The 22106-nt window shown below is 42.9% G+C and carries 27 protein-coding genes and 1 pseudogene; 13 read left to right on the top strand and 15 right to left on the bottom strand.

The features are described from left to right. Positions 1 to 77 precede the first annotated feature (77 nt). The gene (locus P0M28_RS17080) at positions 78 to 491 is read left to right on the top strand and encodes a hypothetical protein (RefSeq protein WP_302203750.1); all 414 of its coding nucleotides are present in this window, start codon (positions 78 to 80) and stop codon (positions 489 to 491) included. Here P0M28_RS17080 and P0M28_RS17075 read toward each other — a convergent pair whose 3' ends face one another. After that, complete coding sequence (locus tag P0M28_RS17075; RefSeq protein WP_302203748.1) at positions 492 to 2969, bottom strand: efflux RND transporter permease subunit; 2478 nt, start codon at positions 2967 to 2969, stop codon at positions 492 to 494. Positions 2970 to 3150: 181 nt separating this feature from the next. On the opposite strand from P0M28_RS17075, the gene P0M28_RS17070 reads away from it, so the two are divergent. The 8 genes from P0M28_RS17070 (at position 3151) to P0M28_RS17040 (ending at position 8336) form a co-directional block, all read left to right on the top strand. Further along, a complete protein-coding gene (locus tag P0M28_RS17070) occupies positions 3151 to 3390 on the top strand; it encodes a DUF433 domain-containing protein (RefSeq protein ID WP_302203747.1) in 240 nt (79 codons plus the stop codon). 115 nt (positions 3391 to 3505) lie between these two features. Next, complete coding sequence (locus P0M28_RS17065) at positions 3506 to 4321, top strand: helix-turn-helix domain-containing protein (protein WP_367281869.1); 816 nt, start codon at positions 3506 to 3508, stop codon at positions 4319 to 4321. Between the two features lie 74 nt (positions 4322 to 4395). Next, positions 4396 to 4932: a dihydrofolate reductase family protein gene (locus P0M28_RS17060; RefSeq protein ID WP_302203745.1), complete on the top strand. Its 537-nt coding sequence runs from the start codon at positions 4396 to 4398 to the stop codon at positions 4930 to 4932. 72 nt (positions 4933 to 5004) lie between these two features. Then, on the top strand, positions 5005 to 5310 hold the full coding sequence (locus P0M28_RS31260; protein WP_436841326.1) for a transposase: 306 nt from the start codon (positions 5005 to 5007) through the stop codon (positions 5308 to 5310). A gap of 7 nt (positions 5311 to 5317) precedes the next feature. Beyond that, on the top strand, positions 5318 to 6193 hold the full coding sequence (locus P0M28_RS17055; RefSeq protein ID WP_436841399.1) for an IS3 family transposase: 876 nt from the start codon (positions 5318 to 5320) through the stop codon (positions 6191 to 6193). 104 nt (positions 6194 to 6297) lie between these two features. Continuing rightward, positions 6298 to 7392, top strand: coding sequence for a serine hydrolase domain-containing protein (locus P0M28_RS17050; RefSeq protein WP_302203744.1), 1095 nt, complete (start codon positions 6298 to 6300; stop codon positions 7390 to 7392). 291 nt (positions 7393 to 7683) lie between these two features. Further along, entirely contained in the window at positions 7684 to 7932 is a 249-nt protein-coding gene (locus P0M28_RS17045) for a DUF6364 family protein (RefSeq protein WP_302203743.1), read from the top strand. Next, positions 7929 to 8336, top strand: a complete 408-nt coding sequence (locus P0M28_RS17040; RefSeq protein WP_302203742.1) for a type II toxin-antitoxin system VapC family toxin — start codon at positions 7929 to 7931, stop codon at positions 8334 to 8336. Before P0M28_RS17045 ends, P0M28_RS17040 begins: the two co-directional genes overlap by 4 nt. A 41-nt stretch (positions 8337 to 8377) precedes the next feature. Here the strand turns inward: P0M28_RS17040 and P0M28_RS17035 are convergent, their stop codons facing one another. From P0M28_RS17035 to P0M28_RS17010, 6 genes are all read right to left on the bottom strand, one after another. Next, entirely contained in the window at positions 8378 to 8746 is a 369-nt protein-coding gene (locus tag P0M28_RS17035) for a type II toxin-antitoxin system VapC family toxin (protein WP_302203741.1), read from the bottom strand. Beyond that, positions 8747 to 8977: a hypothetical protein gene (locus P0M28_RS17030; protein ID WP_302203740.1), complete on the bottom strand. Its 231-nt coding sequence runs from the start codon at positions 8975 to 8977 to the stop codon at positions 8747 to 8749. 156 nt (positions 8978 to 9133) lie between these two features. Beyond that, positions 9134 to 9445, bottom strand: coding sequence for a type II toxin-antitoxin system RelE/ParE family toxin (locus tag P0M28_RS17025; protein WP_302203739.1), 312 nt, complete (start codon positions 9443 to 9445; stop codon positions 9134 to 9136). Continuing rightward, the gene (locus P0M28_RS17020) at positions 9442 to 9693 is read right to left on the bottom strand and encodes a hypothetical protein (protein WP_302203738.1); all 252 of its coding nucleotides are present in this window, start codon (positions 9691 to 9693) and stop codon (positions 9442 to 9444) included. Before P0M28_RS17020 ends, P0M28_RS17025 begins: the two co-directional genes overlap by 4 nt. A 172-nt stretch (positions 9694 to 9865) precedes the next feature. After that, a complete protein-coding gene (locus P0M28_RS17015; RefSeq protein WP_302203737.1) occupies positions 9866 to 10195 on the bottom strand; it encodes a type II toxin-antitoxin system RelE/ParE family toxin in 330 nt (109 codons plus the stop codon). Continuing rightward, the gene (locus P0M28_RS17010; protein ID WP_302203736.1) at positions 10167 to 10397 is read right to left on the bottom strand and encodes a hypothetical protein; all 231 of its coding nucleotides are present in this window, start codon (positions 10395 to 10397) and stop codon (positions 10167 to 10169) included. The genes P0M28_RS17015 and P0M28_RS17010 overlap by 29 nt, the downstream gene beginning before the upstream one ends. Before the next feature lie 208 nt (positions 10398 to 10605). Between P0M28_RS17010 and P0M28_RS17005 the strand changes: the two genes are divergently transcribed. After that, a complete protein-coding gene (locus tag P0M28_RS17005; RefSeq protein WP_302203735.1) occupies positions 10606 to 10839 on the top strand; it encodes a ribbon-helix-helix domain-containing protein in 234 nt (77 codons plus the stop codon). Positions 10840 to 10849: 10 nt separating this feature from the next. Next, entirely contained in the window at positions 10850 to 11131 is a 282-nt protein-coding gene (locus P0M28_RS17000; RefSeq protein WP_302203734.1) for a PIN domain-containing protein, read from the top strand. A gap of 14 nt (positions 11132 to 11145) precedes the next feature. On the opposite strand, the pseudogene P0M28_RS16995 reads toward P0M28_RS17000, so the two are convergent. From P0M28_RS16995 to P0M28_RS16975, 5 genes and pseudogenes are all read right to left on the bottom strand, one after another. Next, positions 11146 to 11736, bottom strand: a pseudogene (locus P0M28_RS16995) (IS630 family transposase); the annotation flags it as partial. 46 nt (positions 11737 to 11782) lie between these two features. Beyond that, entirely contained in the window at positions 11783 to 12187 is a 405-nt protein-coding gene (locus P0M28_RS16990; RefSeq protein WP_302203733.1) for a helix-turn-helix domain-containing protein, read from the bottom strand. A gap of 268 nt (positions 12188 to 12455) precedes the next feature. Beyond that, positions 12456 to 12674, bottom strand: a complete 219-nt coding sequence (locus P0M28_RS16985) for a type II toxin-antitoxin system RelE/ParE family toxin (RefSeq protein ID WP_302203732.1) — start codon at positions 12672 to 12674, stop codon at positions 12456 to 12458. 83 nt (positions 12675 to 12757) lie between these two features. Then, positions 12758 to 12979 carry a hypothetical protein gene (locus tag P0M28_RS16980; RefSeq protein WP_302203731.1) on the bottom strand — a complete coding sequence of 74 codons (222 nt, stop codon included), beginning with the start codon at positions 12977 to 12979 and terminating at the stop codon, positions 12758 to 12760. Positions 12980 to 13405: 426 nt separating this feature from the next. Further along, a complete protein-coding gene (locus P0M28_RS16975; protein ID WP_302203730.1) occupies positions 13406 to 14158 on the bottom strand; it encodes a hypothetical protein in 753 nt (250 codons plus the stop codon). Between the two features lie 161 nt (positions 14159 to 14319). Here P0M28_RS16975 and P0M28_RS16970 point away from each other — a divergent pair, with 161 nt between their 5' ends. Beyond that, on the top strand, positions 14320 to 14715 hold the full coding sequence (locus P0M28_RS16970; protein WP_302203729.1) for a helix-turn-helix domain-containing protein: 396 nt from the start codon (positions 14320 to 14322) through the stop codon (positions 14713 to 14715). 53 nt (positions 14716 to 14768) lie between these two features. Here the strand turns inward: P0M28_RS16970 and P0M28_RS16965 are convergent, their stop codons facing one another. Further along, on the bottom strand, positions 14769 to 16034 hold the full coding sequence (locus P0M28_RS16965) for a fasciclin domain-containing protein (RefSeq protein ID WP_302203728.1): 1266 nt from the start codon (positions 16032 to 16034) through the stop codon (positions 14769 to 14771). A 100-nt stretch (positions 16035 to 16134) separates the two neighbouring features. Beyond that, entirely contained in the window at positions 16135 to 16455 is a 321-nt protein-coding gene (gene trxA, locus P0M28_RS16960; protein WP_302203727.1) for a thioredoxin, read from the bottom strand. A gap of 155 nt (positions 16456 to 16610) precedes the next feature. On the opposite strand from trxA, the gene P0M28_RS16955 reads away from it, so the two are divergent. Next, a complete protein-coding gene (locus P0M28_RS16955; protein ID WP_367281868.1) occupies positions 16611 to 18947 on the top strand; it encodes a S9 family peptidase in 2337 nt (778 codons plus the stop codon). A 165-nt stretch (positions 18948 to 19112) separates the two neighbouring features. Here the strand turns inward: P0M28_RS16955 and polA are convergent, their stop codons facing one another. Continuing rightward, entirely contained in the window at positions 19113 to 21893 is a 2781-nt protein-coding gene (polA, locus tag P0M28_RS16950; protein ID WP_302203726.1) for a DNA polymerase I, read from the bottom strand. Between the last annotated feature and the right edge of the window lie 213 nt (positions 21894 to 22106).

Below are 22106 nucleotides of genomic sequence, written 5' to 3'. Positions count from 1 at the left end.
TTACATTTTGCGGGCTACTACTGGGCTGCGGCTCTCCTATATTTATCACTTTACACGGAAAAAGCTTGAGCGAATATATGGATAAACCAAGTAGTAGTAGCTACTATTCGTATCCGGCGGCTATTCAACAGCGGTGGCGGTTGGTCAGTATTAACGGGGATTATGCTCCGCTGAACGTAAATTTGGTAGATCATAACTTTTTCATCTATTTCAGATCAACTCGGGTGAGTAAAGGTAGATACGCCTTCGGGGGAAAGATAACGCAAGGGTTTTGGGGAGAATATACTTTTGATGAGCAGGGTGCTATTGAGATTTTAATGATAAGAGGTATGGAAGACACAAACCCTAGTAGTGCTGGCAGTGGTTTAGAAAGGTTATTTGAACGTATACTCACAAGTGCTAAGTCTTACGAACTCACCGGAACCGCTATGAAGCTGCACTCCCCAACAGATACATTAGAATTTACTTTGCCAGAATTAAGCATCAATTAGTCAGTCCTCTTTCTTAGCTTCTGAGTAGTCTCGTTTAGTAGGTTGATTAACTTGTAAGCGACTAAGGTCAATTTCTTCGTCTTCATCTTCCTGATAAAAGTCATCGTAGTGCTCAATGAGATGAAACAAGGGTTGATTACTTTTTCCCGCAATGCCTTTGCCGTTGTCAAAAATCATCAGTAAGGCCGGTAGTACAGTGAGGTTAGTAAACATGGCAATCACTAGCGTGAGCGAAGTAAGAATGCCCAGATACTGAGTGCCACTTAAGCTGGAGGCTGCGAAGATAATAAAGCCACAGAATAGAATAATGGAGGTGTAGATCATACTAGTACCAGTTTCTCGCAAGCTCTTGCTAATGGCAATGGGTACAAAGAAGTGATTGCTCTTCAATTCTTGGCGGTACTTGGCCAGAAAGTGAATGGAATCGTCAACTGAAATACCAAACACAATACTGAAAATGATGGCGGTGCTAGGTTTGAGCGGTATCCCGACAAAGCCCATAATTCCGGCGGTGACAATAAGCGGAATCACGTTGGGAGCCAGCGAAATAAAAATCATCCGCACACTACCGAACAACAGTGCCATGATAACCGCAATAATGCCGAAGGCAATCATCAGGCTCACCAGCAAGTTATCGATCAGAAATTCATTCCCTTTTGTAAATAACAGACTGGCTCCGGTAATGAAGACATCGGTTTCAGAATCGCCGAAAATTTCATCTGCTTTCGGACGGATTTTTTCTTCCACCAATTTCTTGATTTCGTTAGAACCAACATCAGCTACTCGCAGCGAAATGCGAATCTGCTGCCCGGTACTATCGGCCAAGCCGTTGAGTAAATCGGGTGACGAAGCTGAGTTACTTTTACTCCAGCTATCTTGGGTATTTTTTAAGTAACGAAGTACAAACGCTTGGTCTCGTTTATTGGGCAGCGTGTAAAACGCCGAGTCTCCGTTGTAGAACGCTTGGCGGGCAGCCTTCACAAAGCTGGCCAAAGAAACGGGGGGAGCAATTGCTGGGTTTTGATTCAAATAGTCCTCAAATTCTTCTACTTTCTGTAGGGTAGCCACGCGGGTAGCCGATCGTTTCTTGTGCGTATCTACCACAATCTCCATCGGCATAATGCCCGAAAAATTACCCTCAAAGAACTGCATATCGCGTTTGATCTGACTATCGGCCGGAACCCCATCTACCAAATACGAAACGGATTCAATGCGTAGCAAACCAACCGAGAAGATAACTGCTACCAACACTGATGCTCCCAGCACCCGATAACGGTGGCGGTGAACAAGTAAGTCTAGCTTGGTAAGTATCCAATCAATGAGCGAAAAGCGAAGATGCTTTAGCTGTCGGTCGCTGGGTGGAGGGAGATAGGAAAACACCGAAGGAATGACGATGATGCTGACCAGAAAAGTGGCGAGAATATTCACCCCGGCCACAATACCGAACTCTTCCAAAATGGAAATATCGGCAAACCAGAGCACCAAAAACCCGATAGCCGTAGTAACGTTCGTAATCAAGGTAGCCATCCCAATTTTCTGAATGATCCGATTTAGGGCTTTCACCTTATCGCCGTGGGTGCGGTACTCCTGATGGTACTTATTGATGAGGTAAACGCTATTAGGAATTCCAATAATCACAATAATGGGTGGCAGCAGTCCTGATAGAACAGTAATTTGGTAGCCCATCCACGCCAGGGTACCTACCGACCAAACTACCATCACCCCAATCACTACCAACGGAAATACCACGGCATCCCAGGAGCGGAAAAATATCCAGAGAATTAAGGCAGTAACGAGTACCGATAGAATTAGGAATAGGCGTAGTTCTGCTCGAATTTTACCGTTCATTACGGTGCGTACAAAAGGAATGCCCGCGTAGTGTAGTTCAATGCCGGTAACTTCCGAAAAGCTACTACCCAACTGCTGAATGTCGGGTACCAGCAATTCGCGCTTATCCGAATTTAGTGTGTTACTTTCTACCGATACCAGCATGAGCGTAGCCCCATTTTCCGGATTAATAAGCTGATCGGAGTACAATTGGAAGTCTCGAGCAATCTGTAGAAGGCTATCTAACGCAGCTTGTTCATCGGGAACCGAAGTAAACAATGGTTTGAGCTCAAAGCGTTTATCTTCAGTATTTTTGCTGAGTACCTGAAGCTGGGGTAACGATACCGTGTACTTTACGCCCGACAGTTTTTCTACTTCATCGCAGAAGTACTTAAACCGGCGAAAGTTCTCAGCTTGGTATAAAGCAGAATCCTGAACACCAATCACCAGCAGGTTAGCATCTTCCCCAAACTGTTCTTTAAACTGTTGGTAGTAGATCATGGCGGGATCATCGTCGGGTACCGCCTCTACGTAGTCGTAGCTTAACTCTAAGTCGGGAATTTTGTAAGCCATCACGGCAGTAATTACCGCTAGCAGTAGCATTAACCCTAACCGAAACCGAATAATAAAATGCGCCAGCCTAATCCACATGAACGTCTACCAATTCTTCACCAGGGCGGTGAATGTACTTCGTTGGAAAAATAATATAACCAATTGCTTGCCAACTGGTTTAGCTTCGGGCAAAATTATATGAATTCAGGCCGTGAACCAAGCGTTTACATGGCTGTACTCAAAAGAGAATCATTTTATAGTCATCTACGTAAACAATTCTATGGACTGGACTCAGCGAATAGCGTCAGACAAGAACGTACTTTTAGGCAAACCCGTAATTAAGGGTACTCGCTTGTCGGTAGAGTTTATTTTAGAGCGGTTAGCTAGCGAGTGGACTGAAGATACTTTACTTTCTTCCTACCCTCATCTAAAAAAGGAAGACTTACAGGCAGTATTTGCCTACCTGAACGACTGCGTAAGAGATGGTCTAATTACTGAGATAAGAAGAAAATCAGCGTAATGAAGTTTTTAGCCAATGAGAACTTCGCAGAACCAAGCATTAAACTATTACGGCAGCAAGAAAATGAAGTAGCTTTGTTTAGGCACATTAGGCTGAACCATCCGAAACGCATATTTTGATACTCAACTTTCATATTTCCGACTATCCGATAAGGAATTTTATCAGCTCTATCATTTGCTATGAAGGGTATACAGGATCGTCAAACTTTGAGATGCTGCTTCCTGATGGAAGCCCTCGCTTAATTATTACGCTGGATGATAATCCAAGATATAGTATCACAAACGCAGAAAACACTAACAAACCAACTCGATTATCCAGCTCATGGATTACTGGCTTTTTATCGAGACCTATAATTTATTTGTCCGAGAAAAATGCCTCCACTATTTCAGTTCAATTTGAAGCCTACGGACTTGCTCACCTATTGAAGGTTCCGGCAAATGAAATTAACAATCAACTATTAGATCCGGAGTTGATCTCGAGTACGGGCTTAGCGGAGCTTAGAGAAAAACTAATACTCAAGAAAGCATTCAAAGACAGGATTGCTTTATTAGAAACGTTCTTTCTCAAGAAGCTATCCAACACCGAATTTAGATCGGGTATCAAAGAGGTCATTATGAACTTTGGCACTTACGATCATGCCACGCTCAAATCACTAAGTGTGGAGCACAAATACTCGCAGAAGCATATACTGAGCGAATTCAAGAAATCAATAGGGACTACTCCTAAGAAGCTCCAAACCCTGAATAGAATAAATCGGGCAATCAAGCTGCTGAATGAGCCTCAAAGTATATCTTTCGCCCAGATAGCCTATTCTTGTGGGTTCTACGATCAAACCCATTTCATCAAAAAGTTCAAGGAAGTAACACTAATGACTCCCGGTGCCTACGTGAAAAGAAACAAAGCCTATCCCCACGTCATCAACCTCGACTGAGTAGGTAAACTTTTTACTATACTTTGGGTGAAAATCCCTCGAGCTTTGCCAAACACATTTAAAACACTTAATAGATGCAAAGCAAAATAGTTTATTACGTAGCCACTTCAATAGACGGATTTATTGCCGGATCGCACAATGATATTTCCTCCTTCTTTTATGAAGGAGAGGGCGTAGAGAAGTATAAGTCAGACTTGTCGGGGTTTGATACTGTGCTAATGGGAAGAAAAACGTATGAAGTCGGCTTCAAATTTGGCCTAAAACCTGGAAGCAAGGCATATCCAGGAATGAGGAATTATATTTTTTCGGAACACCTCTATTTAGAAAATTGTGAAGAAGGCGTTCATGTATGTAGTATGGATGCGAATTTGATAAAAGAGATACGAAAAACTTCCACTAAGGATATTTACTTATGCGGAGGTGGAATGTTGGCAGCATGGCTTCTGCAACATGGTCAAGTTGATGAGGTGCGGATTAAGATCAATCCAATTATACTTGGTACCGGAGTCAAGTTATTCAGTAATCTGGATCGTACTTGGAAGCTTCACTTAACCAACCAAGAATCCTTTGACGAAGGCATGACCATCCTGAGCTATGATGTGATCAAATAGGAAGTCTATTAGATTGGACTTGCTACATTTGAGTGGACAGTAAGTTAAGTCAATACTCATTAACTTACTAGCATGAAAACACCAAGAAAACGTTATGACCAGGAGTTTAAGCGAATGATCGTGGAGCTCTACAAGAGCGGAAAAACCGCCCGATCCATCAGTGAAGAATTTGGCATCCGGGTAGAGTTCGTTTCCCGTTGGAAACGAGAACTGGCTCGGTACCAAGAAGCCAGCTTTTCGGGAAACGGAAATCACCGCATGACTGAAGAACAAGCTGAGATTACCCGCTTGAAAAAAGAGTTGAAGGAAGCACAGATCGAACGGGACATCTTAAAAAAGGCCGTGAGCATCTTTTCCAGGAACGACCGCGCCGCGTAGGCAGCAAATTTTCGCATTCATGAAGCAACATACTCACCAATTTGCTATCGAGAAGATGTGTAAAGTACTCAGGGTGAGTCGCAGTGGCTACTACAAGTGGTTGCAGCGCAAACCGAGCAAGCGTTCAGAAGAGAATGATCAGCTCCAAAAAAAGATCAAAACAATTTTTGATAAAAGCCACCAGCGATACGGCAGCCCAAAAATTACGCATGAATTGAAAAAAGAAGGAATGCATGTATCGCGACCCCGAGTGGCCCGCATGATGAAAAAGATGGGTTTGAAGAGCATAGTTAAGAAAAAATACGTGGTCACTACCGACAGCAAACACAATTTTCCAGCTTCTGAGAATTTGTTGAACCGACAGTTTTCGGTAGATCGGCCCGCTGAAGTTTGGGTATCAGATATCACGTATATTAAAGTTGCTCGGGGATGGATGTACTTGACTGTAATGCTAGACTTGTACGACCGAAAAGTAGTCGGCTGGGCGATGAGTGAATCATTACAAGCAGTACATACTGTTATTCCGGCCTGGAAGATGGCCATCAGAAATCGCCCCACTACCAAAAAACTGATCTTGCATTCTGATCGGGGCGTACAATATGCTTGTCAGGATTTTAGAAAAATACTCGAAGCTCACCCTTTTGTAGCGCAAAGTATGAGCCGGAAGGGTGATTGTTGGGATAATGCAGTGGCCGAGGCTTTTTTTAAGATTCTCAAATCAGAAATGGTCAATCACTTTTCTTTCCCTTTTGTAAAAATTGCCCGGCAAAAAATATTTGAGTTTATCGAGGGATGGTATAACAGAGAGCGACAACACGCGTATCTAGGACACCTTTCGCCTGACGAGTTTTACCAAAAAAATTGGATTACGAAAGCGACTTAATTATTTGTCCACTTTTTTGTTGCAATACCAGATCAGGGAAAACGAAAGACTATATGTTTTCCTTAAAAGACATATGGATTTGATGGTCTCTGCGTTATCGTTTGATGATAAAAAACATAGCAACCTTTATACTCTTTTCGGTATTCGCCAATACTGCCAGCTACGGACAAAATACGTACACTTACCAGCAACCTGAAAAACTGGAAGATGGGTGGATGACCAGCGATCTACAATCTCAAAAGATTGATACCACCCGGATATACCAACTATTCAGCCAGTTGCAGCGCGAAGAGCATAAAATTCATAGTGTGCTGTTAGTGAAAGATGGGCGACTTATTCTTGAGGAATACTTTGGTGGGAATTCAGTAGATCAGCCGCACGACTTACGCTCTACCACCAAAAGTATTCGGGCAATTTTAATGGGTATCGCCATTGATAAAGGGGTTATTGAGAGTGTTAACGATCCTATATTCAAGTACCTGAAAACTCCCGTCCCGACTAAAAACTTGGATGATCGTAAGGAAGATATTACCATCAAACACCTCTTAACTATGTCGACGGGGCTGGAGTGTAACGATTGGGACAAGAAATCAAAGGGGCAGGAAGACCGGGTGTATAAAAAGAAGGATTGGCTACAGTATACCCTCAACTTGCCAATGGTGAATGATCCCGGAACGGTTTCTAATTACTGTTCAATGGGAGTGGTACTGGCAGCCGAAATCATCAGTCAGGCTTCAGGAACAGCGATTGACCAGTTTGCGGAAAAATGCTTGTTTGAGCCATTGGGCATTCACAATGTACAGTGGGGACATACATCTGACAAAAATGTAATCCCATCGGGTAAACGCTTGTACCTAACTTCTCGCGACATGGCCAAAATTGGGCAATTAATCCTTAACCGAGGGCAGTGGAACGGCAAGCAAGTAGTATCTGCACAGTGGATTGAAGAAGCTACCACCCCTAAAACCAAAATCACCGGCATTGATTATGGTTATCTGTGGTGGAATATTCCGTTCAAGGTAAACGGCAATATTACCATCGCTAAAGTTGCTACCGGAAACGGCGGACAGTATATTATGGTAATTCCTGAAATGGACATGGTAGCGGTATTTACCGGTGGCGCTTACAATTCTGAAGAGGATAAATTGCCTTTTGCCATACTGAGGGATATTTTTCTGCCTACGTTTGCACGTGAATAGTAGAAGTATAGTCAGTTCATCTTTCTACCTGCTTTAAAAAATGTGTTAAGCTACCGCCGAATTTCACTCGGGGATATAAAAAGCTTGACTACTGAATGCTCTTGAGTTATTCACTTAATTACTAGCAGACAAACTGTTTTAGGATAGATACTTTACTGTGTTATCGTTCCTTATGTAAGCAGGCACAGAATAGATTAACTGTATTTGAACCTCCAACCCACCTTTAGTTCTAAAGGTAAATAGAAAACAAAGTTGAAGCAAATACGTATTATTGAAAAAAATACACGTGTTATGCCTACTAAGTTAACATTGACTTTAGATAAGACAATTATTGAAAAAGCAAAGCAGTATGCAAAACATACCAACCGAAGTTTATCTGATCTGGTGGAATCGTATCTAGAAAGAATTACCTCTTCAGAAGAGGCTATTGAAGAAGTACCTAAAGAGTTTGAAGGGCTATTTGGTTCGGTTGATCTTCCTACCGACACGGATGATAAACAGACTGTTCGTACTATCCTAGCCGAAAAGCACTGGCGATGAAGGTCTATTTTCTAGATATCAACATTATCCTAGACTTTTTAGGTAACCGAAAGCCGTTTGGAAAGTTTGCCTTACAAATTTTTAACCAAGGGAGAACAAAGCAATGGCAGCTATGGACATCTGACAACTCGATAATAACGGCTTATTATATTTTAGAAAAGGAGGTCGGTAGGGATGATGCCAAGGAAAAAATCGGAAGGTTACTTCAATACATCAATATCCAACCTATTTATAAGGAAGATTTATTAGCAGCGATCACTTCCAAATTTAAGGACTTTGAAGATGGTGCTCAATATTTTTGTGCACTACGACAGGGAGAAGTAGATGCCATTATCACCCGAAACAAAAAAGATTTCAAAGCCAGCCAAATTCCAATACTAGGATCAGAAGAAGTAATTCTGTGAAACAGCACGCGCAAGAGCCGAAACTCCTGCGCTTGTGTATTTTATGAAGTCACAGGGTTATGAATTTTGAGGTCAGCAATCCAATCAAAATCTTCTTCGTTGGCGGTGACCAACAGCAGTTCATGCTCTAGGGCAGTGGCAGCAATAATAGTATCGCCCAGTGATATTTTCTTCTGTTGGCGCAGGTTGATAGCTTGTTCAATAACTTTAGCATCCAAGCCGTATCGGTGGCATACTGAAAATAGTTGTTTTAGCTTTTTTTCGTCTTTTTCCGTTAAGGCGTGAAACCCTAAAACCTCGATGAAGGTAATATCGGATACAGCAATTTCCTGCTGAGCTAGATAATCCCGCACCGATTGATAGTCAGGGTGGATACCGTAGATAATGATATTACTATCAACTAGCACCATCTAATTTCGGAAAGGTAGGGGGCGGTCTTGGCGTATTTCCCGTTGCCAGTCTATGGGGGCTTCTACTTTATTTGCGCTTCGGCTCTCAGCAATTTCTTGCATGATAGCTACTACTTGCTGACCGTTGGCAGGCACTTGCTCTACCCGACTGGGTATACCCAAGCGCGCCAATAGTTCTTCTATTAATCGCTGATCTTCTATTCGCGATATATCTATCGTAATTCTGGTCATAGGATAATTCATTTGCGAACGAATATACCTTTTTCCAACGAAAAGCAGCACCAAAAGGATGTGGCCCTACGCCTACAAACAAAAAAAGCGCAAGAGCCGAAACTACTGCGCTCCTATAATTAAAGAAATCAGATTGCTATACGAGTTGACGATCTGCTAGCTATTTTTCAATCGCTCGGTAAGCTTCTTTTCATCTTGGCGGCCATCCCAAAAGGTAATCAGGCGAATAGCCTCAGTGGTTACTTGATAGTAAAGCACCGTATACTTATTGACCATAAACTTATGAATCTGACGAGAGGCATCTACCTGATAGTAGGTAGTAGGATCACTGGTGATGGCAGCTAACACTTCATCTATCCGTTCTAGCAAGTCAATTCCCACCTGCATCCTCCACTCTCGGGTCAAGTAGTCAAGCTGTTGCTCAACGTCTTGCTGCGCCAGCGGTGACCAGACAATTTCCCGGTTCATCCACTATACTTTTTTCTAAAGTTATTCATCACTTCCTGATGAGGTATACCTTGCCCCTGTTCAAGTTGTGATAATCCCTTTTCTATCGCGGTGCGCTCACCTCCTGACAAATGATCCCATGGGAGGCTTGAAGGAGTGGTATCATTGCTCACTAAGTCGCTAACCATACCATAGAGCTTTTGTAGCTCCCGCTCCGAGAGCTGATCTACTATCCTGAATATATTTAGTTTTAGCTCAGCATTTCCCATAATTATATACTTTTGACAAAAAGTAGCTCTTCTGAGCTTATAATTTATTCGATATACCTTTTTCTAACGAAAAGCAGTCCCAAAAAGATTAGTTTCCATCAACAAAAGAGCACAAGAGCCGAAACCCTTGCGCTTTTGTAAGTTGAAGGGTAAAGCAAAGCAACTGGCAACACTAGTATTTTGACCTTTTGGGATTCTGCCGATTGTCTTCAAAACTTAGTAGTACGACTACCTCTCCCGTAATGTAGTAGTATAAACTAGTTTGCTTGCTAATCACGGCGCGATGTATTTCCCGTGTTTTAGAGCAAGGGTACATAAGAGGATTATTTCCAATGAAACGGATAACTTCCTCACTCCTTTCTATGAAGCGGTTGATTTGTCTGTCTGACCAACGTTCCTCCAAAAAATTTAGCAAGTTAGCGTAGGTAGTTTCAGCTTCTACTGACCAAATAACGGTATAGGCCATCTCGATCTTATTTTGAGAAGCGAGTCTTAATCTCATTCATCACTTCTTGGTGGGGTCGGGTTCTGCCCTGTTGGGCATCCTCTAACCCTCGCTGAATAGAGGCTTTTGTTGAGGCAGAAAGATCATCCCAAAAATCAGCATCAGATAGATTTAGTAATGCATCAATTTCTTTCAGTAAACCTTCATCTTCCGTATTGATAATTTTCTCAACGATTCGGTATTTAGTGGCAACATCCATGATGGTAATTATAATGATTGCTGATGAATATACTGATTTTTTTGGCCTTGACTATACCATAGTAACGAAAAGCAGCACCAAAAGGATTGCCTGCATATTCAGTAAATAAAAAAGTGCAAGAGCCGAAACCCTCTGAGCTTAAACAATGCTTGCATAACTTCTACAACATTTCTTTTATCCTATCGTAGTTATTATAACATGTTATATCATGAATATATCAATTTATTTACCGGAAGCATTAAAGATTCAAATTGATTCTTATGCTAAGAATAAAGGAATCAGTAAAAATGCAGCTATTCGTCGGGCAATTGAGCAGCTTTTGCAACGAGAACAGAAATCCTCCTGGGGCACTTGGATAGATAAATTAGTTGATGAACCTACGCTAGATCGTTTTGAATCCTACCGTTCTGAGCTGAAGAGTCCTCGGGACGATATTTTTTAAAATGCTTTATTTGTTAGACGCCTGCGCAGTAGGTGATTTGGCCAAGAGGGATGCCAATACCCTGGATCACATAAAAGCATTATCGCCATCTGAGGTGAAAATATCATGCATTACCGCTCATGAACTCCGATACGGCTTGTTCAGAAATCCTCAAATGAAAAAAACTACCCGAGAGGCAGTTCTGGGGTTCTTGAATGATGTCGAAATACTACCTTTTACGGAAAATGAAGCTATGGTAGCTGCCCGTATCCGGGCTAACCTACAAAAGAAGGGGCAACCCATTGGTGCTTAAGTACCTGACCTAAATTAGTTATAACTATATTGATAATCTGCGAAGTTAATTTTGACCTGCTGGCCGGTAGCGGCCAGTGCCCGGTCTACGGCATAGAAGATTGTATCAGCTGATTGGTAGTCTTCTGGTCGGATACAACCTTCTTTGAGTTCTTTCCAAAAGCGTTCAATGATGTTTAAATGAGGGCTATACGGGGGCAAGTAGCATAAGAATAGCCCGCGTTGTTGCCAACGGTCAATACATTGGGCTAACTTTCGTGCCTTATGTACACTGGCATTGTCCAGTACCACTACGGTAGGCCTGATGATATGCCAAGACAAGCTTTCCAACTGTTCAATCACAAAATCAGCATTGATGTTGTCGGGGGTAGTCCGATAGATTAGTTGATTGCCTCTACTGAGCAGGCCAAGCACATTAATGGCCGCCCCGCGCCTCACTTCAATGGCTACTTCTTCGTCAGCGAATTGCCAAGCATAAGGCACATACCCTTCGGTAGAAATGCGGGTTTCGTCCCCGTAGTATAAGTCAATATGCCCGGCACGGTACTGCGCATCTATCATCGCTACGGCTTGTCTTCTTACTTCATACAAGGCCGCATCCGGCTTTTCTTTTGGTCTTTTGCGAACCCGATTCCAGCTTGCGCCAACTCTTTTAAAAAACGTTTGAGCGTTTTTTCACTGAACCGCGCCACGGTGGCTGTTTGTCAAGTTCTTCTTCCAGGATCAGCTTAGCCCGCTTGAGTCGCTGGCGTTCTTGTTGTACTATCTCGCGCACCTTCGCTTTATCATTGAGTAGGTCTAAAATAGGCTTACGACCTCGGCCAGGGCGGGTGCTCAGTCCGGCAATACCTTCTTGTTCATACCGGGTCAACCAGTTATTGACCGATACCAAATTACTGCCTAAAATGGCGGCTACATCCTGAGACGTGCGTCCTTCACTTTTCAGCAAGATCATATGGCAACGTTGACGAAAAGCCGACGACCTCCCCTGGTGGTAGCCCGCTAACAAGACTGTTCGTTCTTGTTCACTTAACTCTATTTTGCGTATCTTACCCATCTATTGACTTTTGATAGCAAAGCTAACCATTTTAAACTAATTGTGTCTCGGCACTTATGATCTGCTGATTGCCACTACTGCGTTGGTGAACAAACTGATATTAATTACTTCCAACGAGAAAGAATTCTCCCGCATCCCTGGTCTTACTATGGAAAACTGGAGATTACCGAAGTAACTACAATATATCCTTGGCAAACAAAAAAAGCACTAGAACCCAGACCTAGTCATCTATTGATTTTGTAAGAAAGAATAACCCAGCATGAAGAATTTATAGCCTTTCAGTTCCTTCGAGAGGGTCACGGCTAGTGTGAATAACACCCAGAACCGTAATCTGCTGCTCTTCTACTTCTACGTAATAATGTACTAAATAGGGAAACCTCTCTAATTGAACGCAGCGTACTTCGGAATAGCGAACTGCGTATAGGTACGGATGGGTAAGTATTTGCTGTAGTTTATCATCTAATTGAGCATAAAACCGATCAGCCAATCCTATTTATTGTTCATCGTACCAATCCATTGCTGCCGAAATATCCTGCAATGCCTCAGGGTGGAAGACAAGTGTGTACCTACTCATCCACGCTGCTGAACATGGTCACGTACCTGTTGCCAGCTAAGCACATCTTTCGGATTAGCCTGATGCTTAGTTAGTCGTTCTTGGATAATATCCTGGTGAAATTTGGGTACTTCAATCGGCTGATCGGCCTGCATCATGCCGTAAATAAGCTTTAGGATACGCTCATCGGCTTGATCAATATACTGATGCAATTCTTCTCGTAAAGTGGTCTTCTCCATGCTATTTTCCTTCTAAAAATAAAGAGTGTTATCGCTAGAACGATAAAGTTATAAATATACTTCTTTCTAACGAAAAGCAGTCCCAAAAGATAAGTTTACATCAAGAAAGAAGCGCAAGAGCCAAAACCCCTGCGCTTGCAAATTATAAAGTATAACTCCTAAGACGTCACCGCGAGGCTCTGCGAAGCGGTCTCAATCAGATATAACCGGCAAGATTCCTTCGGGATGACAGAGGGGGCACAAGCAACACCCAGAAGGCAAAAAATAAAAGAAGCGCAAGAGCTGAAACCCCTGCGCTTACAAATATATAAAGTATCACTCCTAAAACGTCACCGCGAGGCTCTGCGAAGCGGTCTTTCATAGCGTGAGATTGCTTCACATTCGTTCGCGATGACGTATTTATTATACTTATTATTGATCGGGTTCTTATAAATCCGGGAATGATATCCATACTCCACTTATTCTATTATCAAAATTTCCTGAGTATCCTGCCCAAATGCTGGGATGAATAGTGAATATACTTAAATCATCATAACCGCCGCAATCACCCGCGGGAACGTAAAGCCAAAGGCTAGGAGCAGTCCTAGGTAAACTAGGAATATCCCGCAAGACTATACTAGCGCCTAATTTATCGGGCGAATTAAAGTTACAGTATGTTAAACTTGATACAGCATTATCAAATCTACCTAAATTGTTGATTGTACTTATACAAGGTTCTTCTCCCTGATCACAATCACGGTATATATGATATCTTTGAGTATGACGGTCAGGATTTCCGTTTTGAGTATTCTTGTTTAAATATAAAATCATGGATATACTACCTACACGAGTACCCTGAGCCTTACTGTTCACCTGAGGTATTGCTTTACTTTTATGATTTTTCTTGCACTCTTCTAAAGAATTATACACATGATAGGTATCCCCACTTTCTTGGCTTGCGTAAATCACAAAGTTTGGCTTCAAGACATACTCACGATCACTCATGAGAAGCATATCACCTAAAGTTGGAGCACTGTACTCAACACCATCATATATGAAGGTATAGTTCTTTGGTTTCTCTAGAGAACCCTTTTCGGGTAGTGTAGCGACTTCCTCATCTTCCTGACAAGCAAAAAGCAGTGATACCATAGCCAACACGCTAAAAGCCTTAAAAACTAAAATTGTCCAATTCTTTTTCATAATTGAATAGGTTTAAGTGGTATGATAATTTTTATTAAACCTATGCAGTTACGGTGGCAAATCAGAAAATATGCTTTGGTAACTTATTACCAATTAGGAAGTGCCTGTTTTCTTAAAAATGGCAAAAAGTCGTACTTTACCACTTTCGAAAGTTTTAAAATATGACTCAGCCTGATTTCTTTATGGAAAAAACACTGCTAATGCATGTAAGTGAGAAAATTAGAAAAATCCGGGAGGTGAAGGGTTTCTCTCAGGATTATATGGCGTCGCAATTGAACATGACCCAGACCAACTACAGCAAAATAGAGCGGGGAGATACCAAAGAAATGACGGTAGATCGGCTAGAGAAAATTGCTAAAGTACTAGAAGTAGCCCCCGGCGATATTCTTAATTTTGACGAAAATCAGGTATTTAATAGCACTTTCAATAACCATGGAGGAAACATTATGATTATGAAAGATTCTTTTGAGCAGATGAAAGCGCAATACGAAGCCCGGATTAAAGAGCTAAAAGAGGAAGTCGCTTTTTTACGGGAAATGTGTAAAGGCAAAAAATAAAAAGCGCAAAAGCCGAAGCCTTTGCGCCTGATTATTCTAATGCTATTTGAATTTTAGCGAATAGTTTTTATGTCTAGTGTAATTTGACGCTCGTTACCAACCTGTCCGCTAATCTCGACTACTTTCGCTAATCCTTCATTACCACCTCGCTCTGCATCTAGCATAAAAGAAAATACATCTCCTTCAGTAAGACTAGTTAGGCGACTTTCTTCACTACCATCAAAGTCACCGCCGATAAGGTCTTCCAATGCACTTTGGCTCATAGCACCATCAAATTGAGCGGCTGTCACAGTAGTTGTTCTAAAACGAGTAGAGTTCTGAATGGTCGTGAAGTCTGTGTTTTCAAAGGCATCATTCGCAAATTGGTTATCAGGTGCTCCGATGATAGAGCCACTAGCCTCAGTAAACCAATATAGTAGATCTACATCGTTTCCGTTCATTTGTGCTGCTGCGGAAGTATATACGGTATCATCTAATACATTGTAGAAACTACCCAATGTTGAGTTGAGCTGGCCACCTAAAAGCACAGCAGTAGAAGTAATAATAGAACTTTGAGGTAATAGCACTTGGTCAACTACATGAACTACTCCATTGCCAGCAACCAAATCGGCAGGGTCGATAGTAGCTCCATTCACTTGGGCACCACCATCAGTAGTAATGAATGCATTGCTTCCTTCTAGGGTAACTACTGGCCCAGGTTGTAAATCAGTGCTCAGTACTCTTCCAGATACAACATGATATTGAAGAATATCAGCAAGATCATCGCGTGCAAGCAGGTCGTTAGTCGTAATTCCCAAATCAGCTGTTAGAGCCTCAAACGCTGCATTAGTAGGGGCAAAGACCGTGAATGGACCATCACCTTGTAAAGTTGTCACTAGATTAGCCTGAGTAAGTGCTTGTACCAGAATACTAAAATCGGTGCTACTAGAAGCAACTCCTACCACAGTTTCAAAGCCAACGCTAAAAGACAGTTGTTCGCTCTGCTGAGCATTACCATCAGTCACACTAAAAGTAAGGGTAATCATGTCACCTCCAGCAGATTCAGGTACTACGAACTGAACATCTTCTCCTGAAGCAACTATGTTATCAGGCAAAAAATCGCCACCCATATCAGATACAACAGTTGCATCTTCATCAGAACCAGTAACGGTTACTCCAATTGTAACTGTATCTCCCGGTACGACTGCTGATGTGTCACTAGGATTAAGAGCAATAGATATGCTGTCAGCAGGATCTTCCGTATCGTCACCGCAACTGGTTAAAAATAAGAATCCACCCACGGTGAATAGCCATAAAAATGAATACAAAACCTTCTTCATAATTGTCTGAGTTTGTTTAAGTGAAATAATTGATATTTAATGATGGATGATTAATGAATGATGACTAATAACATATTCATTGTTCATTAATCATTATTCATCAATCATTAGTTATTGCTTTTTGCAGGGAAGTCTTCAGATCCCTTCTGGTCATCAAGCCGGATTGGCGCCACACTATTTTTCCCCGCTGGAACAAAATGAGGGTGGGCACTCCCTGAATGTTGTACTTCATGGCAGCCGACTGATTTTTGTCTACATCAACTTTTACCACTTTCAGTGTTTCTTTAAAATCGCGGGCCGTATCGCTAACTACGGGCGCCAGTGCCTGGCAAGGACCACACCAGTCGGCGTAAAAATCAACCAGTATCGGAACCTCCGATTGGGTAATCAGTTCGGAAAAAGTTTTCTTTTTAGATGCCATCAGATTTACGATTACCTGTACATAAACTATACCGTATTGATAAAGTTGCTTACCCTATTTGTAAGAAATAAGAGGTTTGGCAAGAAGTTATTTTAGGGCGCAGCAAAAAACAGCTAAAAAATAAATATCCATTAGTAAAAAAATGATATTTGCTATTGCTTACTCTATATAACTACAATGCCAGTAAACTGTTTAACTTTGAACCACTAGTAACGGAACGACCGTTAGTGCTAAAAGCAAAACTACCGATGTGTAAGAAAATGATTGAAATACGAGAAATCAGTAAAAAAACCAATTTTATAGCCATTTTATCTCCACTTCTGTTACTTTATACTAGCAGTAGTTGGGGGCAAACCGATTCGCTTACGCTGGAAGCTATATACGGTCAAAGCTTATTTTCTCAAGCTGATGTGAAGGGAATTAACTGGATGGATAATGGCCAGTACTATACTTCGCAGGTACAGGAAGAGAGTGAGTACTACCAGCATATTATTCAGTACGACATCACTACCGGCGAAGCCGTAGATACACTCGTGAACGGGCGTAATCTAATACCCGAAGATGAGCCGTACGCATTATCGTATCAGCAGTACTCCTTTAGCCCCAACGGCAACAAGGTGCTGATAGCGACTGAGCTAGCACCAATCTATCGCCGCTCTTCCCAGGCCTACTACTACGTTTACGATCGCACCGATGGCTCATTTCGTCCGCTGGTCGATGGTGGGAAACAGTCGTACGCCACTTTCTCGCCCGACGGCAGTAAGGTAGCTTTTGTGCGGAACAATAATCTATTTTATGTAACGCTCAGCGACGGCTCCATAACGCAAGTAACCTCTGACGGAGAAAAGAACAAGTTAATTCACGGTAGCACTGATTGGGTGTACGAAGAAGAGTTTTCGGTGACTAAAGCCTTCTTTTGGTCGCCTACCGGAGATAAAATTGCCTACGCATCGTTCAATGAGGCTACTGTGCCAGAATATAACATGCAAGTATGGAATGGCTTGTACCCGGAGGATTATCGTTTCAAATACCCAAAGGCGGGAGAAACCAATTCTAAGGTTAACGTTTCTATTTATCAATTAGAGGATCAGCAAACTGTTTCGGTAGATTTGGGAGAAGAGACGGATATTTACGTACCGCGTATGCAGTGGACAACCGATAACAATCAGCTGTCAATCATTCGGATGAACCGATTGCAAAACCAGTTGGAAATTATTCACGCCAATGCCACAACCGGAAAAGCAACGGTAGTGCTTACCGAGGAAAGTAACACTTACGTAGACTTAGACTTTAACGATCAGCTTATCTATCTAAAAAATGGGGAGCAGTTTGTACGGACCAGCGAACAAGACGGTTTCAAGCATATTTATCTGCACACCGTAGATGGCTCACTGGTTCGTCAGATTACACAGGGAAATTGGGAGGTGAGTGAGTTTTTAGGGGTAGACGAAGATAAGAAGCTTATTTACTACACCTCTACCGAAGTCTCACCCCTGGAGCGGCACTTGTACACCGTTCGGATGGATGGTAAGCGAAAAAAGCGGTTGACCGAACTGCCAGGTACGCACAGCATTACACTGAACCCTGATTTTACCTATTACATTGATCGCTACTCTTCGTCAGATCAGCCCCTAGTAGTCGGTTTACACCAAGCTCCCAGCGGTAAGTTGGTAAAAGTGCTAGAAGATAATGCTAAGTTGAAAAAGGCGGTGGCCTCTTACCGAATGGGTGCCAAAGAATACATCCAGGTTCCGGTAGACGATACGCTAAAGTTAAACGCTTACGTTATTAAGCCCGCGGATTTTGACTCTACAAAAACCTATCCGCTGCTGATGTTCGTATACGGAGGGCCAGGCTCTCAGTTAGTACGCGATAGCTGGCTGGCAGGGCACGAGCCTTGGTTTCATTATTTAGCTCAAAAAGGATATTTGGTAGCCTGTGTCGATAATCGGGGCACCGGAGCGAGAGGAAGAGATTTTCGGACAGTTACCTACAATAATCTGGGAAAGTACGAAGTAGCGGATCAGATTGCCAGTGCCCGCTATTTCGGTAAATTGCCTTACATAGATGCCGAACGGATTGGTATTTGGGGTTGGAGCTACGGGGGCTACATGACGTTGCTAAGCACGCTACTGGGTAGTGATGTGTTTTCGTTGGGCGTATCGGTGGCTCCGGTTACCAACTGGCGGCTGTACGATACTATTTATACCGAACGCTATTTACAAACGCCGCAGCTTAACCCGAAAGGCTACGATGAGTACTCGCCGCTTACGCACGCCGAGAAGCTGGAAGCTGATCTACTACTGATTCACGGTACAGGCGATGATAACGTTCACTTTCAGAATGCGGTAGAAATGCAGAATGCGCTAATTGCAGCCGGAAAATCTTTTGATTCATTTTACTACCCCAATCGCAACCACGGCATCTACGGCGGAAACACTCGCCTGCACCTGTTCACAATGATTACTGCGTTTATTACTGAAAACCTTTAGACGGAGACCGAACAACAATGAACAGTGTACAGTGAACAATGAGCAATTTACTTCTCTTTTTCACCTTCTACCGTTCCGGCATTCTGCGTAGTGGTTTCTGGTTCTTGATCTCCTATTTCATTGCAAATTGCACACTGCTAATTACTCATTGTCATTCCTCCGTTTTTAATGTGCTTGCAACCAATTTTCACCGAGACCAGTGCCTACTTCCATCGGAACATCGAGAGGTAAGGCGTTAATCATTAATTCGCAGACTTTCTCTTTTAGCTTTTCCTGTTCGTCGCGGTGGGCGTCAAACACTAGTTCATCGTGTACTTGCAGAATCATGCGGGATTTTAGTTTTTCTTGTCGCATCCACGCGGCAATATCCACCATCGCAATTTTTATCATATCGGCCGCTGTTCCTTGAATGGGGGCATTAATAGCGTTGCGTTCGCTGTAGCCTCGTAGGGTAGGATTGCGAGAATTTATATCGTTCAGATAGCGCTTACGGCCCAATATTGTTTCTACGTATTCTGCCTCCCGGGCCTGCTGAATCACCCGATCCATGTAGCCCCGCACACTGGGAAATTGTTCAAAGTAGGCTTTGATAATGTCGGATGCTTCGGAGCGAGGAATGCTTAGTCGTTGAGCCAAACCAAAGGCAGAGACGCCGTAGATAATGCCAAAGTTGGCGGTTTTCGCTTTACGGCGCATATCAGGAGTTACTTCATCCAGCGGAACTTCAAATATTTTACTGGCGGTAGCCGCGTGAATATCCTGCCCGTTTTGGAAAGCACTAATCATCGTTTCATCCTGCGCGAAGGAAGCCATAATCCGCAACTCCACCTGCGAGTAATCGGCAGCAAGTAATATAAAATCATCGCCACGCGGTACAAACGCTTTGCGGATAAGTTGCCCTTTTTCGGTACGAATGGGGATGTTTTGAAGATTAGGATTGGTAGAACTCAGCCGCCCGGTAGCCGTAACTGCCTGATTGTAGGAGGTGTGAATGCGATTATCCCGCGGGCTAATAAGCTTGGGCAGGGCATCAATGTAGGTGTTTTTGAGTTTGACAAGCTCGCGGTAATCCAGAATGCGTCGGGCAATATCATGCTCGGTAGCCAAATCCGAAAGAATCGCTTCTCCGGTAGCGTACTGTCCCGATTTGGTACGTTTGGGTTTTTCCAGCAGTTTTAGGCGATCGAAGAGTACTTCTCCTAACTGCTTAGGCGATCCGATATTAAATTCTGCCCCAGCTACTTCGTAAATTTCCTGTTCAATCCGCCCAATATCTCGCGCCAATTCGCCTGAAAGTTCTTCTAACACAGCAGGTTCTACTTTTACTCCTTCGTATTCCATAGAAGCTAGTACAGGTACCAAAGGCATTTCCATCCGGTTAAATAGCTTCAGTAGCTTTTCGTCTTCGCCCAGTTTTTTTTCAAAAACTTCTTTCAGCTGTAGGGTAATATCGGCATCCTCTCCGGCGTACTCCGTTACTTCCTCCACCGGAATATCCCGCATACTTCCCTGGTTTTTACCCTTCTTACCAATGAGGCTCTCAATAGAAACTGGCTTATAATTTAGGTAATTCTCCGCCATCACGTCCATTGAGTGGCTGGTTTCCGGATCAATCAGGTAGTGGGCAATCATGGTATCGAACATTGCTCCAGCCACTTCTACCCCGTACTTTTTAAGCACCAGAATATCAAATTTTAGGTTTTGCCCAATTTTAAGAATTTGCTCATTGCTCAATAAGGGTTTGAACTCGTCTACCACTTGTTGGGCTTCATCCTTTTTTTCGGAAACCGGAACGTAGTAAGCTTCCCCGGTTTTGCACGCGAACGCTAACCCTACTAACTGCGTTTCCATCGCGTCTAAACTATCAGTCTCGGTATCAAAGCAGATGGCTGACTGTTTAGCAAGCTTCGTAATTAGGCCGGCTCGCTTCTCAGCAGTATCTACCAATTGGTAGTTGTGCTCAGTACTTTTAATAGAATCTTCAAAGACAAAGGGAAGCTGATTATGATCGGGAGCCAACTCTTCGGTATCAAACAAGCCGCCCTGCGTAGGCTGTAAGTTGGGGTGCTTATCCAGTACCCGCCGAGCGAGGGTACGAAACTCCAGCTCCTCAAATAATTTCCGTAAAGCTGGTTCATTTGGATTATCCAGTTTCAAATTTTCTTCTTCAAACGGCAGGGGCACATCAATTTTGATGGTTGCCAACTCTTTAGAAAGTAATCCTTGCTCGCTGAACTCAATTACTCGTTCCCGTTGCTTTCCCTTGAGCTGTTCGGCATTGGCAATAACTCCTTCTACCGAACCATATTCTTTCAGTAGCTTAGACGCTGTTTTTGGCCCTACTCCCGGTATGCCCGGAATGTTATCTGAAGCATCGCCTTGCAGGCCCAGCATATCGCGTACCTGATCTACCTGCTGAATATCAAATTTTTTAAGCACCTCGGGAATACCCAGTATATCTACGCTATTGCCCATGTAGGCAGGTTTATACAAGAAGATGCAATCTTCCACAAGTTGGGCAAAATCTTTGTCGGGGGTCATCATATAAACGGTAAATTCCCGCCGAGCGGCTTGCTTGGCAAACGTGCCGATAATATCATCGGCCTCGAACCCATCTAGCTCCAGCACCGGAATATTAAACGCGCGGATGATATCTTTCACAATTGGAATCGCCACCTGAATGTCTTCCGGTTGGGCCTCCCGATGAGCTTTGTACGCTTCGTACTGTTTATGCCGGAAAGTAGGAGCTGAGGTATCAAATGCTACCGCAATGTGCGAGGGTTTTTCCTTATTCAGCACTTCTACCAGCGCATTGGTAAAGCCTAAAGCAGCTCCCGTATTCATCCCTTTAGAATTGATGCGGGGATTCTTGCTAAAAGCAAAATGGGCACGATAAATAAGTGCCATTGCATCCAGTAAAAATAGTTTTTTCGTAGGTTGACTCATACTGCGAAGGTGAGGACAAGGGGGCGGATTTGCAAGTGTATTCCGGCAAGAAAAAAGCGCAACATTCGCAAGAAACAGTACGAATGCTGGTAAATATACCTTTTTAGTACGATGTGCAAAATCTTTCTATTCGCTAATCTACGCTATGTCTGTATCTGAGAAAAAGCAGTATTACCCCGCTTATATTTTATTAATTGTCCAGATAATACTATA

Source organism: Tunicatimonas pelagia (assembly GCF_030506325.1).
In the GTDB taxonomy this organism is placed as follows: Bacteria; Bacteroidota; Bacteroidia; order Cytophagales; family Cyclobacteriaceae; genus Tunicatimonas; species Tunicatimonas pelagia.
The sequence above is the reverse complement of the archived record's forward strand: the minus strand, read 5'-3'. Positions and strand labels throughout refer to the sequence as shown.

What these genes read in the sequence shown, in the direction of transcription:
- P0M28_RS17080 (WP_302203750.1), top strand. Translation starts at nt 78, where the DNA reads ATGGATAAACCAAGTAGTAGTAGCTACTATTCGTATCCGGCGGCTATT.
- P0M28_RS17075 (WP_302203748.1), bottom strand. Translation starts at nt 2,969, where the DNA reads ATGTGGATTAGGCTGGCGCATTTTATTATTCGGTTTCGGTTAGGGTTA.
- P0M28_RS17070 (WP_302203747.1), top strand. Translation starts at nt 3,151, where the DNA reads ATGGACTGGACTCAGCGAATAGCGTCAGACAAGAACGTACTTTTAGGC.
- P0M28_RS17060 (WP_302203745.1), top strand. Translation starts at nt 4,396, where the DNA reads ATGCAAAGCAAAATAGTTTATTACGTAGCCACTTCAATAGACGGATTT.
- P0M28_RS31260 (WP_436841326.1), top strand. Translation starts at nt 5,005, where the DNA reads ATGAAAACACCAAGAAAACGTTATGACCAGGAGTTTAAGCGAATGATC.
- P0M28_RS17050 (WP_302203744.1), top strand. Translation starts at nt 6,298, where the DNA reads ATGATAAAAAACATAGCAACCTTTATACTCTTTTCGGTATTCGCCAAT.
- P0M28_RS17045 (WP_302203743.1), top strand. Translation starts at nt 7,684, where the DNA reads ATGCCTACTAAGTTAACATTGACTTTAGATAAGACAATTATTGAAAAA.
- P0M28_RS17040 (WP_302203742.1), top strand. Translation starts at nt 7,929, where the DNA reads ATGAAGGTCTATTTTCTAGATATCAACATTATCCTAGACTTTTTAGGT.
- P0M28_RS17035 (WP_302203741.1), bottom strand. Translation starts at nt 8,746, where the DNA reads ATGGTGCTAGTTGATAGTAATATCATTATCTACGGTATCCACCCTGAC.
- P0M28_RS17030 (WP_302203740.1), bottom strand. Translation starts at nt 8,977, where the DNA reads ATGACCAGAATTACGATAGATATATCGCGAATAGAAGATCAGCGATTA.
- P0M28_RS17025 (WP_302203739.1), bottom strand. Translation starts at nt 9,445, where the DNA reads ATGAACCGGGAAATTGTCTGGTCACCGCTGGCGCAGCAAGACGTTGAG.
- P0M28_RS17020 (WP_302203738.1), bottom strand. Translation starts at nt 9,693, where the DNA reads ATGGGAAATGCTGAGCTAAAACTAAATATATTCAGGATAGTAGATCAG.
- P0M28_RS17015 (WP_302203737.1), bottom strand. Translation starts at nt 10,195, where the DNA reads ATGAGATTAAGACTCGCTTCTCAAAATAAGATCGAGATGGCCTATACC.
- P0M28_RS17010 (WP_302203736.1), bottom strand. Translation starts at nt 10,397, where the DNA reads ATGGATGTTGCCACTAAATACCGAATCGTTGAGAAAATTATCAATACG.
- P0M28_RS17005 (WP_302203735.1), top strand. Translation starts at nt 10,606, where the DNA reads ATGAATATATCAATTTATTTACCGGAAGCATTAAAGATTCAAATTGAT.
- P0M28_RS16990 (WP_302203733.1), bottom strand. Translation starts at nt 12,187, where the DNA reads ATGGGTAAGATACGCAAAATAGAGTTAAGTGAACAAGAACGAACAGTC.
- P0M28_RS16980 (WP_302203731.1), bottom strand. Translation starts at nt 12,979, where the DNA reads ATGGAGAAGACCACTTTACGAGAAGAATTGCATCAGTATATTGATCAA.
- P0M28_RS16975 (WP_302203730.1), bottom strand. Translation starts at nt 14,158, where the DNA reads ATGAAAAAGAATTGGACAATTTTAGTTTTTAAGGCTTTTAGCGTGTTG.
- P0M28_RS16970 (WP_302203729.1), top strand. Translation starts at nt 14,320, where the DNA reads ATGACTCAGCCTGATTTCTTTATGGAAAAAACACTGCTAATGCATGTA.
- P0M28_RS16965 (WP_302203728.1), bottom strand. Translation starts at nt 16,034, where the DNA reads ATGAAGAAGGTTTTGTATTCATTTTTATGGCTATTCACCGTGGGTGGA.
- trxA (WP_302203727.1), bottom strand. Translation starts at nt 16,455, where the DNA reads ATGGCATCTAAAAAGAAAACTTTTTCCGAACTGATTACCCAATCGGAG.
- polA (WP_302203726.1), bottom strand. Translation starts at nt 21,893, where the DNA reads ATGAGTCAACCTACGAAAAAACTATTTTTACTGGATGCAATGGCACTT.